Source organism: Arthrobacter sp. 05L44, assembly GCF_056397605.1.
Genome location: NZ_JBFTNS010000003.1, coordinates 237,893 through 253,092, shown reverse-complemented (window position 1 = coordinate 253,092; position 15,200 = coordinate 237,893). Strand labels below are relative to the sequence as shown.

Annotated in this window: 14 protein-coding genes; 4 read left to right on the top strand and 10 right to left on the bottom strand. The window is 67.6% G+C overall.

Annotated features, from left to right (window positions below; translation table 11 throughout):
* Positions 1–194: 194 nt before the first annotated feature.
* The gene (locus AC1DHY_RS09955) at positions 195–1,484 is read right to left on the bottom strand and encodes an adenylosuccinate synthase (protein WP_476879249.1); all 1,290 of its coding nucleotides are present in this window, start codon (positions 1,482–1,484) and stop codon (positions 195–197) included.
* A gap of 487 nt (positions 1,485–1,971) precedes the next feature.
* Between AC1DHY_RS09955 and AC1DHY_RS09950 the strand changes: the two genes are divergently transcribed.
* Both AC1DHY_RS09950 and AC1DHY_RS09945 read left to right on the top strand, forming a co-directional pair.
* Positions 1,972–3,180, top strand: a complete 1,209-nt coding sequence (locus tag AC1DHY_RS09950; protein ID WP_476879252.1) for a cobalamin-independent methionine synthase II family protein — start codon at positions 1,972–1,974, stop codon at positions 3,178–3,180.
* A 227-nt stretch (positions 3,181–3,407) separates the two neighbouring features.
* Positions 3,408–4,040: a uracil-DNA glycosylase family protein gene (locus tag AC1DHY_RS09945; RefSeq protein WP_476879248.1), complete on the top strand. Its 633-nt coding sequence runs from the start codon at positions 3,408–3,410 to the stop codon at positions 4,038–4,040.
* Between the two features lie 120 nt (positions 4,041–4,160).
* On the opposite strand, the gene AC1DHY_RS09940 is transcribed toward AC1DHY_RS09945, so the two are convergent.
* From AC1DHY_RS09940 to AC1DHY_RS09925, 4 genes are all read right to left on the bottom strand, one after another.
* Complete coding sequence (locus tag AC1DHY_RS09940; RefSeq protein ID WP_476879247.1) at positions 4,161–4,586, bottom strand: DUF3151 domain-containing protein; 426 nt, start codon at positions 4,584–4,586, stop codon at positions 4,161–4,163.
* 2 nt (positions 4,587–4,588) lie between these two features.
* Positions 4,589–5,608, bottom strand: a complete 1,020-nt coding sequence (gene fbaA / locus AC1DHY_RS09935; RefSeq protein ID WP_476879246.1) for a class II fructose-bisphosphate aldolase — start codon at positions 5,606–5,608, stop codon at positions 4,589–4,591.
* A gap of 174 nt (positions 5,609–5,782) precedes the next feature.
* Entirely contained in the window at positions 5,783–7,612 is a 1,830-nt protein-coding gene (locus AC1DHY_RS09930; RefSeq protein ID WP_476879245.1) for a S53 family peptidase, read from the bottom strand.
* A gap of 239 nt (positions 7,613–7,851) precedes the next feature.
* A complete protein-coding gene (locus tag AC1DHY_RS09925) occupies positions 7,852–8,538 on the bottom strand; it encodes a TrmH family RNA methyltransferase (RefSeq protein WP_476879244.1) in 687 nt (228 codons plus the stop codon).
* Positions 8,539–8,590: 52 nt separating this feature from the next.
* Here AC1DHY_RS09925 and AC1DHY_RS09920 point away from each other — a divergent pair, with 52 nt between their 5' ends.
* On the top strand, positions 8,591–9,457 hold the full coding sequence (locus tag AC1DHY_RS09920) for an HAD-IIA family hydrolase (protein WP_476879243.1): 867 nt from the start codon (positions 8,591–8,593) through the stop codon (positions 9,455–9,457).
* Positions 9,458–9,510: 53 nt separating this feature from the next.
* Here the strand turns inward: AC1DHY_RS09920 and AC1DHY_RS09915 are convergent, their stop codons facing one another.
* From AC1DHY_RS09915 to AC1DHY_RS09895, 5 genes are all read right to left on the bottom strand, one after another.
* Entirely contained in the window at positions 9,511–10,551 is a 1,041-nt protein-coding gene (locus AC1DHY_RS09915; RefSeq protein WP_476879242.1) for a thioesterase domain-containing protein, read from the bottom strand.
* A gap of 126 nt (positions 10,552–10,677) precedes the next feature.
* Complete coding sequence (locus AC1DHY_RS09910; protein WP_476903544.1) at positions 10,678–11,247, bottom strand: hypothetical protein; 570 nt, start codon at positions 11,245–11,247, stop codon at positions 10,678–10,680.
* An 82-nt stretch (positions 11,248–11,329) separates the two neighbouring features.
* Positions 11,330–12,103 (bottom strand): GAF and ANTAR domain-containing protein, encoded by a 774-nt coding sequence (locus tag AC1DHY_RS09905; protein WP_476879866.1) that lies wholly within the window; start codon positions 12,101–12,103, stop codon positions 11,330–11,332.
* Positions 12,104–12,208: 105 nt separating this feature from the next.
* Entirely contained in the window at positions 12,209–12,790 is a 582-nt protein-coding gene (pyrE, locus tag AC1DHY_RS09900) for an orotate phosphoribosyltransferase (protein ID WP_476879867.1), read from the bottom strand.
* A gap of 68 nt (positions 12,791–12,858) precedes the next feature.
* Positions 12,859–14,268, bottom strand: a complete 1,410-nt coding sequence (locus tag AC1DHY_RS09895) for an FAD-dependent oxidoreductase (protein WP_476903543.1) — start codon at positions 14,266–14,268, stop codon at positions 12,859–12,861.
* A gap of 92 nt (positions 14,269–14,360) precedes the next feature.
* Here AC1DHY_RS09895 and nadE point away from each other — a divergent pair, with 92 nt between their 5' ends.
* The gene (gene nadE / locus AC1DHY_RS09890; protein ID WP_476879869.1) at positions 14,361–15,185 is read left to right on the top strand and encodes an ammonia-dependent NAD(+) synthetase; all 825 of its coding nucleotides are present in this window, start codon (positions 14,361–14,363) and stop codon (positions 15,183–15,185) included.
* The last annotated feature ends 15 nt before the right edge of the window (positions 15,186–15,200 follow it).

Here is a 15,200-nt window from a genome sequence, read left to right as displayed (position 1 = left end):
CAAAATTCTTTTTTGGGCCCCGCCGGCCGGCCGCAGGGCGGGGCGGAGGGCCGTACTATGGACGGCCGCAATGCCGGGAATTCCCGGGCTCCGCGGCTTAACCCCGACGGCGGCGGACCACCGTGGGGTGGGCCGCCGCCGTCGTCTGGCCGCCGGAGTCCGGCTGCCGGAGCGCCGGGGATCCTGTCGAGCCGCTAGTCGTTGATGAGGTCGTTGACCACGATCGTCTGGTCGCGGTCCGGTCCGACGCCGATCGCCGAGAAGCGGGTGCCGGAGAGCTTCTCAAGGGCCAGCACGTAGTTCCGGGCGTTCTCCGGCAGGTCGTCCAGGGTGCGGGCGCCGGTGATGTCCTCGGTCCAGCCCTCGAAGTACTCGAAGATCGGCTTGGCGTGGTGGAACTCGGTCTGGGTCATCGGCATCTCATCGTGCCGGACGCCGTCGACGTCGTACGCCACGCAGACCGGGATCTGCTCGATGCCGGTCAGCACGTCCAGCTTGGTGACGAAGTAGTCGGTGAAGCCGTTGACGCGGGAGGCGTGGCGGGCCAGGACGGCGTCGTACCAGCCACAGCGGCGCGGACGGCCGGTGTTGACACCGAATTCGCCGCCGGTCTTCTGCAGGTACACGCCCATGTCGTCGAACAGCTCCGTCGGGAACGGTCCGGCGCCCACCCGGGTGGTGTACGCCTTGATGATGCCGATGGAGCGGGAAATCCGGGTGGGGCCGATGCCGGAGCCCACGGAGGCGCCGCCGGCGGTCGGGTTCGAGGAGGTCACGAACGGGTAGGTGCCGTGGTCGACGTCGAGGAACGTGGCCTGGCCGCCCTCCATCAGGACCACCTTGCCCTCGTCCAGCGCCTTGTTCAGCACGAAGGTGCTGTCGATGACCAGGGGGCGGAGGCGGTCCGCGTAGGACAGGAAGTACTCCACGATCTCGTCGACTTCGATGTCGCGGCGGTTGTAAACCTTGACCAGGAGCTCGTTCTTCTGCCGGAGCGAGCCTTCGACCTTCTGGCGCAGGATGGACGCGTCAAAAACGTCCTGGACCCGGATGCCGAGGCGGGCCACCTTGTCCATGTAGGCCGGGCCGATGCCGCGGCCGGTGGTGCCGATGGCGCGGCTGCCGAGGAACCGTTCGGTGACCTTGTCCAGGACCTGGTGGTAGGGCGCCACCAGGTGGGCGTTGGCGGAGACGCGGAGCTTGGAGGTGTCCGCGCCGCGGGCTTCGAGGCCGTCGATCTCCTGGAACAGGGCTTCAAGGTTCACCACGCAGCCGTTGCCGATCACCGGGACCGCATTCGGGCTCAGGATGCCGGCCGGAAGGAGCTTCAGCTCGTACTTCTCACCGCCCACGACAACCGTGTGCCCGGCGTTGTTGCCGCCGTTGGGCTTGACGACGTAGTCGACCCGCCCGCCGAGCAGGTCAGTGGCCTTACCTTTGCCTTCGTCGCCCCACTGGGCTCCGACGATCACGATTGCTGGCATGGGATCCTCCCCCATTCGTTCGGGCCGCTCTGCAGGTGATGCACCAGGTGGTCACCGCAGCTCAGCGCCGTTCATGAGAATGCCCCGAATCTACCGCTGTGCGCAGTACCACTACGATCTGTACATCAACGCCAGAGTCCGGGGCTCTTACCACCCAAGTTTAGCCGAAAACGGCGGCCGGCACCGTTTTGTCTCCCTGCGTGGACGCGGCGTCCGGCCGGCAGGGCACCGGCGGGGAAAGCCGGGCGGCACCTTCGCCCGCGGCGGTACCGACACATTGTGGGCACGACTTGCGGCGGGGCGCGGCGTGGATTTGAGTGGGAGGGACCATCCCGAGCGGCCGAGGGACCTGGACCGTTGACGCCGCAGCAACCCTGCCGGCCGCACGCCCGTGCGGCGCCCGAGAGGCGCCGCCGTGACGCCCGCCCGGCCACGGTGCTACCGCCAGGACCGATGGAAAGGATTCCCTGCCGTGTCCCAGAACGCACTGACCCCGAATACCGACCACATCCGGGTTACCCATGCCGGCTCGCTGCCGCGCACTCCGGAGCTGATCGCCGCCAATGAGGCGAAGGAGGCCGACGGTGTCACCCCCGAGTTCCTGGACCTGCTGGAGACCTCCGTGGTGGATGTTGTGCAGCGCCAGAAGGACCTGGGGATCGATATCCCGAACGACGGCGAGTACGGGCACACCATGTCCAGCACCGTGGACTACGGCGCGTGGTGGAACTACTCGTTCTCCCGGCTCGGCGGCCTGGAACCGACTGAGGTGGACCGCTGGGCCGATGCCAAGGTGCACCGGTCCTCGCCGGGACACATCGTCCTGACTTCCTTCCCGGACCGCCGCGACCGGCAGGCGTTCAACGACGCCTACAACGATCCGTCGTCGGGCATCCTGGCCCACCGCAAGAGCGTCACGCAGCCCAAGATCGCGGGGCCGCTGACCTACACCGGGCAGGCCCTCGTGGCCTCGGACATCACCAACCTCAAGACCGGGCTGGCCGCGGCCGGCCTCACCGACGGGTTCGTCGCCTCCCTCTCCCCCGGTTCCTGCGCCCGGGTCGCCAACGAGTACTACACCAGCGACGAGGAGCTCCTGCACGCCTGCGCGGATGCGATGCGGGAGGAATACAAGGCCATCATCGATGCCGGGCTGACGGTCCAGCTGGACGATCCGTCCCTGGCCGAGAGCTGGGACCAGATCAATCCGGAGCCGAGCCTCGAGGACTACCTGAAGTTCATCCAGCTCCGGGTCGAGGCCACCAACTGGGCKCTGCGGGACCTTCCCCAGGACAAGATCCGGCTGCACGTCTGCTGGGGGTCCTGGCACGGGCCGCACACCACGGACATCCCGTTCGCGGACATCGTCGGATCGGTCCTCCAGGTCAACGCCGGCGCCTACTCTTTCGAGGCCGCCAATGCGCGGCACGAACACGAGTGGCGGGTCTGGGAGGACACCAGGCTCCCCGAGGGGAAGTCGATCATTCCCGGCGTCGTCTCGCACGCCACCAACGTCGTGGAGCACCCGGACCTGGTGGCAGACCGGATCATCCGCTTCGCCGATCTGGTGGGCCGCGAAAACGTCATTGCTTCCACGGATTGCGGACTCGGCGGCCGCGTGCATCCGCAGATCGCCTTCGCCAAGCTCGAGGCCCTGGGCGAGGGCGCACGGCGGGCCAGCCGGCGGCTCTGGTAGGTCGACCCTGCTAGCCCACCCGCCGGCGGCCGCCGGAGGTGCCCGGCGGCCGCCGGATTGGCGGGCGACACGCCGGGCATCACCCGGGGCTTGCTAGACTGGTGAGGACCGATCAGGAATCGGTCCACACCACATTTTCACACCACACCGGCCCCGCGCGCCCTCCCTTTGGCGTGCCCGCAGCCGGTGTGGCGGCTTTACCAATCCCGCAGGAGACCCAGCAATACATGACAGCCCTGGCCACTGAAAATTTCCGCGAACAGCTCCTCAGCCGGCGCTACGACGCTAATGTCGCGCCGGTCAACGAATTGTGCGACGCACTGCAGACCGCCAAAGCTGGCACCACCGTCCCCTACGTGGATCCCGCGCACGACATCGACGAGTGCCGCATCATCAGCCTGTACTCGAACATCGGCACCGCTGACCCGTCCGGCTTCATCACCCCCGGTGACGAGGAAGCGGGCACCCGCATGCTGGGTGTCCAGTGGAAGCTGGGCCTGCGCCCGGAGTACGTGATGCCCTGGAACGTGCACCCCTGGCACGTCGGCGGCGAACCCAACGGCAAGTTCACCCCGGACCAGATCTCGGCCGGCCTGAAGCCGCTGCTGAAGTTCCTGGCCCTGGTCCCGCGTGCGTCCGTGATCGTTGCGCACGGCACCGAGGCCAACCGTTTGGCCAACCTGCTGCTCAAGACCGAGGTGCCCATGATCTGGCGCCGCGGCCTAAAGACCTACAAGGTCCGTTCCCTCAGCGGCCGCGCGTTCGCCGGCACCCCGGCCCGCCAGGAACAGTACCTCGAGGACATGCGTGTGGCTTACGCCGACGCCATGGCCCGGACCGGCCTGGCCAAAGCCAGCTAGTCCCCACCCGCACCCTCGCCTCGCAAGCTCGGCCAGGGGACCCGGCGGGCGTGGGCCTACCCCACGAACGACGGCGGGCGCCCACCCTAAGGTGGACGCCCGCCGTCGTTCGTTAAACCGTCAGCCCTGCGCCTCGATGGCTGCTTTGGCGGTGGGATCGGAGTCCTTGAGGAACTTTTCGATCCGTTCGGGTTCCTCCGCCTCGCCGATGGCGGCCGAGGCCCGGCCCAGCGAGTACAGGGCGCGCAGGAACCCGCGGTTGGGTTCGTGCTCCCACGGGATGGGGCCGGCGCCGCGCCAGCCGTTGCGGCGCAGCGCGTCCAGACCACGGTGGTAGCCGACGCGGGCGTAGGCGTAGGAGTCGATGGTCCGGCCCTCTTTCCACGCCTCCTCGGCCAGCACGGCCCAGAGCAGCGACGACGTCGGGTGCTGCTCCACCAGGTCCAGGGCCTCGTGGCCCGCATCCAGGCCGGCGTTGACCTCGGTCTCGGCCGGCAGGAGCGTGGGCTCGGGGCCCATCAGGTTCTTGCGGAACTCGTCAGACACGGCTAGAACGTCTTGCCGGTGGAGCCGAGCTGCTGGGCAGCCTCGACCACGCGGGCGGCCAGGCCTGCCTCAGCGGACGCGCCCCAGACGCGGGGATCGTAGAGCTTCTTGCTGCCGACCTCGCCGTCAACCTTCAGGACGCCGTCGTAGTTGCGGAACATGTGGTCCACCACCGGACGGGTGTAGGCGTACTGGGTGTCGGTGTCGATGTTCATCTTGATGACGCCGTAGGACACCGCGTCCGCGATTTCCTTGTCCGAGGAGCCGGAGCCGCCGTGGAAGACGAGGTCGAACGGGTTGGCTTTGCCGATCTTGGCGCCCACCTGCTCCTGGATGTCCTTGAGGATCTCCGGGCGCAGCTTGACCCCGCCCGGCTTGTACACGCCGTGCACGTTGCCGAAGGTCAGGGCCGTGATGTAGCGGCCGTTCTCGCCCGAGCCGAGGGCGTCGATGGTCGCCAGGGCGTCCTCGACCGTGGTGTAGAGCTTGTCGTTGATGGCGTTCTCGACGCCGTCTTCCTCGCCGCCGACCGTGCCGATCTCGACCTCGAGGATCATCTTGGCGGCGGCGGTGCGCTGGAGGAGTTCACGGGCGATGCGGAGGTTCTCCTGCAGGGTTTCGGCGGAGCCGTCCCACATGTGCGAGTTGAAGAGCGGGTTACGTCCGGCCTTCACCTCGGCCTCGGAGGCGGCGAGCAGCGGCAGGACGAAGCCGTCCAGCTTGTCCTTGGGGCAGTGGTCAGTGTGCAGGGCGATGTTCACGCCGTAGTTCTTGGCAACCTCGCGGGCGAACGCGGCGAAGCCCAGGGAGCCGGCCACCATGTCCTTGGTGGTGGCGCCGGACCAGTAGGCCGCACCGCCGGTGGAGACCTGGACGATGCCGTCGGACTCGGCCTCGGCGAAGCCGCGCAGTGCGGCGTTCAGGGTCTGGGAGGAGGTGACGTTGACGGCGGGGAACGCGAAGCCACCCGTCTTTGCGCGGTCGATCATCTCGGAGTAGATCTCTGGGGTTGCAATGGGCATGCTGACTCCTCGTCGAAAGCAGTGGTAGCTACATGGCTATCTACATCCTAGCCACGAGTGCCCCGGAGCCGAATACGTGAAGCCGGGCCCGGGAAATGTTCCCGGGCCCGGCACCAGACGCTTCCTCACTGTGTGCTGGCGCCCCACATCGGGGTTCGCCGCGGGGCCGTGCGGCTACCCTCCGGCGATGCTCATCGCGAAGCGGACATTCATGCTGCCCACGCCGGTCACGTCGTCATATCCCGGCGCGGTCTCCAGCGACGTGTCGTGGTCCGTGCCGATCAGGTAGCTGTTGCCACTGATCGGGCTGGAAAAGACCATGGCCCGCGGGGTTGACTGGGGAGCCACGTCCCGCACTCCGGAGCTGCCGGTCTTCGCCGCCGCGTAGATGGCCGGGTTGGCGAAGCCAACGGTCCTGCCGGTGGCGGCCTGCGCGATTGCCATCTGCGCCGCCGTCAGCGGGCAGGCCAGCGAGGTTCCGCCGTATCCCGTCGTTTCATAGGCGCCGGTCTTCAGGACGTGGTCGTTGGTGATGGGGCTGAGGCCCACCTGGTAGCCGGTATAGGGATCGGCCAGCGAGGCGACATCCGGTGAGACCCGGTAGCCGTTGGCCAGGCCGGCCGGGACCGTGCCCTGCTGGTAGCCGGGCTGGGCGAACTGCGCACTGGTTCCCCCGCCGGCGCCGAAGCGGAATACTCCCGGCAACCCGCCGGCGTAGCCGAGGGTGCCGTCGGCGTTCGGGACGATCCTGTTCCGCGTGGTTCCCCAGCCCGTTTCGAACAGGTAGCCGTTGTCCTTGTCGACCGCCAGGCTGGTCCCGCCGACCGCCGTGACGAACGGGGAGCTGGCCGGGAAGTCCGGTGAAGCGTAGCCCAGGCTCGCCTTCTCGTCGCCGTTGTCGCCGCTGGAGAAGTAGAGCCCGATTCCCTCCCCGGCTGCCTGGAGGTGGATGTTCTGCATGCCCAGCAGCGCGTTTTGCGAGACCGCCTCCCCGACGTAGCCGTAGCTGTTGCTGACGATGGTGCTGAGCTTCTGGTCCAGGATGGTGGACATCGCCACGTCGATTCCGGCGCCGCAGTTGTTGCCGCCGACGTAGAGGATGTTAGCGGCCGGGGCGAGTCCGTGGACGGCCTCGACGTCGAGGGTCTGTTCGCCCTGCCAGCCGCTGGGCTGTCCGCACAGGGCCTGGTCCATGAACATACGGGAGTCCGGCACGATTTGCCGGTACTGCCCGGCCTTGAAGGCCGGGAGCCCGTTCTTCTGCGAGTACGTGTTCGCGTCCGATTCGATGCTTGGCGAAGCGTAGGCGTCGATGATCGCCACCGTCTGGCCCGCGCCGGCGTCGGACGGGGACGTTACCCCGTAAGCGCCCTGCAGCTGGGCCGGCGTGTAGCCGCAGATGGCGGTGCCGAACCTCGTGGAGCCGTACGCTGCCGGAACCGTGACTTTGTTCTGCTCCCAGTAGTTCGAGCACGGCGCGTCAACCGGCGGCGCGCCGACCGGTTTGCCGGAGGCCTGGGCCTGGTCCGACGCCCCGGGCGTCGCCAGCGAGGGGCGGGTCAGCAGCCGGCCCTGGTCGATGGAGATCCCCAGGACCTTGGCCGAGAGCGCCGCGGGCAGGGAGGGCGCGGTGGACGGGCCGATCAGGCTCTGGCCCTGGAAGGTGTAGGTCTGCTCGGTGGTGCTGAAGGCCGCATTGATCTGGGCAACCGTGCCACGGAAAACCACGTAGAGACCACTCGCGGGGACCGAAGTGACCACCATGCCCTGGCCCTTCAGGTAGTCAACGAGCGCCGCGACGTCGGCTTTGGCCGGCCCGTATTTGGCGATCCAGTCCGGAGCCGAAAGGTACTGCTGGTACTGCGGGTTCCCCGGCGTGGACACGGCCGTCGCGAACGCCTTGGCCGCTCCGGCGTCGGGCAGGTTCAGGTAGATCTCGCCCTCGACCGTGGTGTTGCTCAGCGGGGTGCCGGTCTTGGTGCGGGAACCGGCCCAGGGCGGCACTGACCCCGGGGAGTTATTCGACGGCGGGGGCGTCGGCGGGGCGGCCACGGCCGCCGTGGCGGTCAGGCCGATGGCAAAGGCAAGGGATGTACCAAGCGCCAGGAACCGGGTGGCGCGCCGGGATTGCGAAGTAGAGAAGTAGAGACCGTCTTCATGAGATGTCTTCCCCTAGGCGGGCGCCCTTTGCGCCCACACACGCCAGAGCCTAAACGGCAAAACCCGTTCTGACTATAGGTGCCTCAGGAAACTATCTGGCCGAACACGTGCCGGCGGATCCAGGCGTGCATCGCGATGGCGGCAGCGGAGGCGGCGTTGATGGAGCGGGTGGATCCAAACTGCTCGATCGAGAGGGTCGCCACCGCGGCCTCGTGCACTTCCGGCGTCAGGCCCGGGCCCTCCTGGCCGAACACCAGGACGCAGTCCCGGGGAAGCTCGTAAGTTTCGAGCGGGACGGAGTCGGGGAAGATGTCGATCCCGATCACGGCCAGCCCCTCGTCCTGCGCCCAGGCGACGAAATCCTCCACGGTGGGGTGGTGACGGACGTGCTGGTAGCGGTCGGTGACCATGGCACCGCGGCGGTTCCACCGGCGTCGTCCGATGATGTGGACTTCCTTGGCCAGGAACGCGTTGGCGGTGCGGACCACGGTGCCGATGTTCATGTCGTGCTGCCAGTTTTCAATGGCGATGTGGAAGTTGTGCCGGCGGGAATCGAGCTCGGCAACGATCGCCTCGTGCTTCCAGTACCGGTATTTATCCACCACGTTGCGGCGGTCCCCGTCGGCGAGCAGGTCCGGGTCCCAGTGTTCGCCCTCCGGCCACTGCCCCTGCCAGGGTCCGACGCCGACCTCCGCTTTGGGCTCCTGATCGCCGTCCGGAGCGGCCTCGGTACCGGCGGGGGCTTCGCTGGGGGTCTCGGGTTCAGTCACCACTCAACATTAGACTGGGACCGGAAGCGGCACACTATCGGCGGAGGGCACCATGGCGGACCAGTACGAAGACCACGGGACAGACCAGCGTTCGGACGCCGACGACGTGCGGTCCACGTTTTCGGTGTACCGCAGCGGCCAGGAGATCGAGTGCTGGCTGACCGATATGGACGGCGTCCTGGTCCACGAGAACCAGCCGATCCCCGGCGCCTCCGAGCTCATCCAGCGCTGGGTGGACACCTCCAAGCGCTTCCTGGTCCTGACCAACAACTCGATCTTCACGCCCCGGGACCTCGCCGCACGGCTGAAGAGTTCCGGCCTGGAAATCCCGGAAGAGAACATCTGGACGTCAGCCCTGGCGACGGCCCAGTTCCTCAAGGATCAGGTGCGCGGCTCCGAATCCGGTAACCGCGCCTACACGATCGGCGAGGCAGGGCTTACGACGGCGCTGCATGAGGCCGGCTTTATCCTCACCGACCAGGACCCGGACTTCGTGGTGCTGGGCGAGACCCGGACCTATTCCTTCGAGGCCATCACCACCGCGATCCGGCTGATCCTGGGCGGCGCCCGGTTCATCGCCACAAACCCGGACGCCACCGGCCCGTCCAAGGACGGCCCCATGCCGGCGACCGGGGCGATCGCGGCGCTCATCACCAAGGCCACCGGGCGTGAACCCTACATCGTCGGCAAGCCCAACCCGATGATGTTCCGCTCGGCCATGAACCAGATCGACGCGCACTCCGAGACCACGGCCATGATCGGCGACCGGATGGACACGGACATCATTGCCGGTATGGAAGCCGGGCTGCACACCGTCCTGGTGCTCAGCGGCATCACGCACCGGGACGACATCGCGGCCTACCCGTTCCGGCCCAACCAGGTCCTTAACTCCGTCGCGGACCTGAAGAACCAGATCTAAGCGCGGCCGACGCCGGCGGGCCGCCAACCGGCGGCGGCCGGCGCCGCCTCCCGCTAGAACGCGGTCTTCTTGCCGCCGCCCGACGGCAACGGCAGGAACTCGTCCTCGAGTTTGTCGATGAGCGGCCGGTAGACGGCCGGGCTCCACTGCGGGCTGGCATGGGCCGGGATGGCCCCGTCCGTCCGCAGGGAGTCGGAGACCATGTTGGCCTTGAACCGCAGCATCCACGTGTCGCGGGCCGTCTCGTAGCTGACCGTCTGGTCCTTGGGGTTGCCGATGAACGCCATCTTCGCGTCACCCAGTTTGCCGACGAAGCGGTTCAGGTCGAAGTGGTAGATATACGCGGATTCGGTCTGGATCAGCACGCTGGACGGAGCGATCGGTGAAAGCTGCTCCAGGGTCTGGTCCAGGATCTGGCCCCAGCTGCGTTCGTGTTTGTTCAGCACCCGCTCCCCGAGTTCGTAGCTGCCGCGCAGCACGGTGGGGAACCGGAAACCGCTCTCGTAGAGGAAGACCACGCCCTCGAACCAGCTCTGGTCCAGGACGTCGGACCTGCTGGCGGGGCTCGAGTCGAGCAGGATGAAGGACACCTGGACGCCGTGCAGTTCCAGCAACCGGGCCGCGACCTGCACCGCCACCATCCCGCCGAAGCTGTGGCCGTAGAAGTAAACGGTGTCGAGGTGGCGGGCGCGGATGTGTTCGATGACCGCGATCACGATCTGGTCGATGTCGAGGCCCACGTTGGAGTAGCCGACGGCGGCCAGTTGCCCCCGTTTGTTCAGCGAGCCGCGCAGAGAGTTTAGGATCCACTGGGCTTCTTCCCAGCTGGTCTTGTAGCCCGGGAAGAGGAACCAGCTGGCGTGCGGATAGTACAGCTCGGCCTCGTCGTCCGGGACCATCAGGATCTTGTTGACGCGCCGTTCTGTCTGCACGCGGCGGGTGAACAGCATGTCAGCGGCCAGGACGGACGACGCCCCGGCGCCCAAAAGGAAGTTCCGCCGCGAAAAGCGCTCGAGGTCGGCGGCATGCCGGAGGACGCGGGCCTCGGCCTCGCCGAGTCCCCGCCCGTCGGTCTCTTCCGTCTCACCCGGCACACTCCTACCGTAGCCACTGTTCCGGCGCAGCAAAAACGGCGGGATCAGCCCACAAAACGGTTACTTCGCCGCACAGTACACCGGCCCCGGTGCGGCCGGAACCGATCAAGGGGCGGGGCTGCCGGCTTAGACCGGCTCGGGCTCACGGCCTGCTTCGCGCCGGTTCAGCTCCACGCCGATGTCGTCATAACGGGCCAGCAGGGCCGCCTGTCCCCCGTTCCAGGGCTCGTCAAGCTTCCCGAAGACGCAGTCGCTCGCGGCGAGGAGTTCGTCACTGGTGTAGCGGGTCAGCGGACCGGTACCGGAGCGGTCAATGGAGGCCAGCATGTCGCCGGAAAGATCCACCGGCTGGAAAACCCTGTTGAAGTCGTCGCCGAAGAGTTGCAGTTCGAGCGATACGCCGGTCCGGACCGGCACGATGGCCGTACCGACGTCGAGCCGGTCGGGGCCGGCATCAATGGCGTGGAGGTCGACGTCGTTCAGATCGATGCGCAGGCCCGCAAGGGCTGACGATTCCACGTACTCGGCGTGGGCGAGGTCAACGCGGATGTGGGAGGTGAAACCCATGCGGCGGATGCGCTGGATCAACAGCATCAGGGCCGGGCGTGATTTCTGGTTGAGGCTGCCGCGGACATCAATCCGGATGACGTCTGAGTCGACGTCGAGCTTGACTTGGGCGTTAAGAGACTGGTCCATAGGTACTCCAAATAAAGTGTCTATGGCCGACGGCTCAACCGTCCTCAGACTAACTGCAGGCCGGAGCGGGCACAAGTCCCGGCTAGCCGGCGGCTTGTTTCCCGGGTTCCTGGAAATGGGTCCGTGTGGCCACGCCGCCCACGGACTCCACCAGCGAGGTGGCGATGTCGCGAAGCTTGACGTTGCCGTGGCTCGACGCGTCGGTGAGGATACGGACAGCGGTCTCCTGGTCGCAGCGGTTCTGCGCCATAACAATGCCGATGGCCATGTCGATCACAGTCCGCGATTCGAGGGTGGCCCGCAGGTTGGTGGCACTGTCCGTGTGCAGGGAGAACCGGACGGCCATCCGCAGCGCCTGGGAGATCTGCCGGGTGTAGTCACGGGCGCGCTCGGCGACGTTGCCGTCGAATTTGCGCGGCACATCCGAGTACAGGTTCAGGGCGGCCTGGGCTTCGCCCTGCAGGTGGAAAGGCACCGAAAGGACCGAGCGGAGCCCGTGCGAGGCCACGGCGGTGGCGTAGTCCGGTCCCCAGCGGTCTTCCTCGAAAAGGTCAGGAACGTAAACTTCCCGTTCCTCCTGCGCGGCGGTCAGGCACGGGCCCTGCGCGAGCCGGTACTGGATTTCGTCGACCTCCCGGGCGGACTCGCTGCTCCAGCCGATGGTTGCCGCTTTGCGGTCGCGCAGCAACGTGATGCCGCAGAGCGCGTCATCGCCTTCGCCGGCCACCTGGTGCGCCGAGAACCGTGCGAGATCGTTGAGGAACTCCTCGAAGTCCGTGCTGTCGAGGATAAGGTTCTGGACCTGGTCCGCGGTGCTGACGGAGAGGGGGCCCGGGTATTCCTGGGGCGGAAGCATAGAGCAGTTCTCCAGCTGAGGGTACAGATGTACCGAGTGAGGTTTTGAAGAAATGATAAGTCACCGCGGAAATACCGTCCACATATGTACGCGGAAGGCGAACTGCTAGTTCAGGCCCAACTCATCCTTGCCGAACGCGAAGAGGTAGGGGACGCCGGCTTCGGTTTCGATTTTCTCCTTGGCACCGGTGTCGCGGTCCACAATCACTGCGACGGCGACGACGTTGCCGCCCGCCTTGCGGACGCCCTCGACGGCGGTCAGCGCGGAGCCGCCCGTGGTGGACGTGTCTTCCAGGACCAGGACGTTGCGCCCCTCGACGGAGGGGCCCTCCACCTGGCGGCCCATGCCGTACGACTTCTGGGCCTTGCGGACCACGAAGGCGTCCACGGTGCGGCCGGCGTCGACGGCGGCGTGCATCACGGCGGTGCCCACGGGGTCCGCCCCCATGGTGAGTCCGCCGGCGCACTCGAAGTCGATGCCGGCGTCGGCCATCAGGGACAGCATGACCTGGCCCACCAGCTTGGAGGCCTCGTGGTGCAGGGTGATGCGCCGCAGGTCGATGTAGTAATCGGCCTCGGCGCCGCTGGAGAGGGTGACCTTGCCGCGGACGACGGCCAGCTCCTTGATCAGTTCCAGGAGGCGGGCGCGGGCGGCAGCGGCGTCGGCCGCGAAGTCACTGGTGGTCATGGGGAACAGTTTAGTAGGAGGCCGGGGGCGGATTCCCAGCCGGAACCCTCTATGTCGCCGGGCTCCGGTCAGGAGGCCGACCGGCTTCCCGTCCGCCCCCGGCGGAAGCGGCCGACGGCGGGGGCGTGCGTCGCCAGGGCCGGGCCCGGCGCGTCCGGGCCCGGGCGTTGGGTCGGGTACGGCCCCGGTTCCGTGGGCGCTTCCCGTACGCCCTGCAGACCCGGGGTACCCGTGGCGACCGGGCGTTGCGGTGCGCGCCGGGCGAACGCCGGCGCGTGTTCGGGCCGTGGCCCGAACGCGATGAACCGGGGAATGATGGTGCGGACCGCCGGCACGTGCCGGGCGACGAACAGCGCCGCCGCCGGGACCGTGGACCGTTTCCCGGTAATGATCGGGCCGAAGACGGCGCGGTGCAGCAGGCGCTGGACGCCCTGCACGACGACGGTGGGCAGCCGCCGCCTCTGCTCCACTTTCTTCAGCTCCCCGGCAGTCACCCTGCCGCGGAGGAGGGCCGGGGCCAGGATGTCCGCCGCCGCCACGGCATCCTGGATGGCGAGGTTGATGCCCACCCCGCCGGCCGGGGACATGGCGTGGGCGGCATCGCCGATGCAAAGCAGCCCGTTGATGTGCCACGATTGCAGCCGGTCGAGACGGACGTCCAGCCAGTGCAGGTCGTCAAGGGACGCAATGGTGTCTAGCCGGCCGGCGAGGTCCGGACGCAGCCTGGCGATCCGGCGTCGGAAGCCCTCGACACCCTCGGCGCGGATCCGGGCATCCGCGGCCTTCGGCGCGAGGTAGCCCAGCTGGTAGTAATCGTTGCGGGTCAGCGCCACCAGCGCCTCACCCGGCCCGAACGCCGGGACCAGGCCGGCCACCACGCCTTCTTCGGCGGGATAGCGCGGAAGCCGGAACCACCAGGTATCAAACGGCACCGGGAACTGTTTGGTGGCCAGGCCGGCGGCGTCACGCAGCACAGAATGCCGGCCGTCCGTGGCAACCACCAGGTCGGCCCGGAGTTCGTCCTGCGTGCCGTCGGGCCCGCGGAACCGGACGCCGCGGACCCGGCCACCGTCACGGATCAGGCCCGTGGCCGTGTGGCTCATGAGCAGCTTGAACCCGGGTTCCTCTGCGGCCGCCGCGGCAAGGAAGTTCAGGAAATCCCACTGCGGCATCATGGCCACATAGTTGTACGGCGCCCGCAGGGACCCGAAGTCGCCCATCGTTACCGGCCGCCCGCCGGCGACGGGGAACACCACACTGTTCAGCCGGCTCTGCGGCAGCCGCCGGAACTCCTCGCCCAGGCCAAGTTCGTCGATCAGCCTGATGGTTGACGGGTGCACTGTGTCGCCGCGGAAGTCGCGCAGGAAATCCGCGTGCTTCTCCAGGACGGTTACCTGCACGCCGGCCCGGGCCAGGAGCAGGCCCAGCATCATTCCGGCCGGGCCGCCGCCGGCCACCACGCATCCCGTCGTCTCCATGCCCATACGGTACGCCTGCCGCGGTGCCCGCGGGAGGGGTACGGGCCTGCAACAGTTGAGCGTTGTTGACACCGCTGGCTAGGCTGAGGTTCATGCGCGAACTCCAGGCGAAAATCATCGAGGAAATGGGCGTCCAGCCCCGGATCGACCCCGCCGGGGAGGTGCGCAAACGCGTGGCCTTCCTCAAGGAGTACCTCAAGGCGAGCCACACCAAGGGCTTTGTCCTGGGCATCTCCGGCGGCCTCGATTCCTCACTGGCTGGCCGGCTTGCCCAGCTGGCCGTCGAGGAGCTCGATGCCGAGGGCATGGAGGCCAACTTTGTGGCTGTGCGGCTTCCCTACGGCGTGCAGCATGACGAGGATGACGCCCAGGCGGCCCTGGACTTTATCCAGGCCAAAACGGAGTGGACGTTCAACATCTCGGCCGCCGTCGACGGCTTCGAGGACGAATTCGAAAAGACCGTGGGCAACGGGATTTCCGACTTCCACAAGGGCAACACCAAAGCGCGCACCCGCATGATCGCGCAGTACGCCCTGGCCGGGGAACACAACTACCTGGTGATCGGCACCGACCATGGCGCCGAATCCGTCACCGGCTTCTTCACCAAATACGGCGACGGCGGCGCGGATATCCTGCCGCTGTTCGGCCTGAACAAGCGCCAGAACCGGGCCCTCCTGGCCGAACTCGGCGCCCCTGCACGCATCTGGGAAAAAGTCCCGACGGCAGACCTCCTCGACGGCCAGCCCGGCCGGACCGACGAGGACGAACTTGGCCTGAGCTATGACACCATCGACGACTACCTCGAGGGCCGCGAGATCCCGGACGCCGCGGCGGAGCTGATCGAGCAGAAGTACCTGCGGACCCGGCACAAGCGCACCGTCCCGGTCACGATCTTCGACACGTGGTGGAAGCAGTAGGCAGTCCGCAGGCAT

Coding starts and splice junctions, on each gene's coding strand:
- AC1DHY_RS09955 (WP_476879249.1), bottom strand. CDS start 1,484: ATGCCAGCAATCGTGATCGTCGGAGCCCAGTGGGGCGACGAAGGCAAA.
- AC1DHY_RS09945 (WP_476879248.1), top strand. CDS start 3,408: ATGACAGCCCTGGCCACTGAAAATTTCCGCGAACAGCTCCTCAGCCGG.
- fbaA (WP_476879246.1), bottom strand. CDS start 5,608: ATGCCCATTGCAACCCCAGAGATCTACTCCGAGATGATCGACCGCGCA.
- AC1DHY_RS09920 (WP_476879243.1), top strand. CDS start 8,591: ATGGCGGACCAGTACGAAGACCACGGGACAGACCAGCGTTCGGACGCC.
- AC1DHY_RS09910 (WP_476903544.1), bottom strand. CDS start 11,247: ATGGACCAGTCTCTTAACGCCCAAGTCAAGCTCGACGTCGACTCAGAC.
- AC1DHY_RS09905 (WP_476879866.1), bottom strand. CDS start 12,103: ATGCTTCCGCCCCAGGAATACCCGGGCCCCCTCTCCGTCAGCACCGCG.
- pyrE (WP_476879867.1), bottom strand. CDS start 12,790: ATGACCACCAGTGACTTCGCGGCCGACGCCGCTGCCGCCCGCGCCCGC.
- AC1DHY_RS09895 (WP_476903543.1), bottom strand. CDS start 14,268: ATGGAGACGACGGGATGCGTGGTGGCCGGCGGCGGCCCGGCCGGAATG.
- nadE (WP_476879869.1), top strand. CDS start 14,361: ATGCGCGAACTCCAGGCGAAAATCATCGAGGAAATGGGCGTCCAGCCC.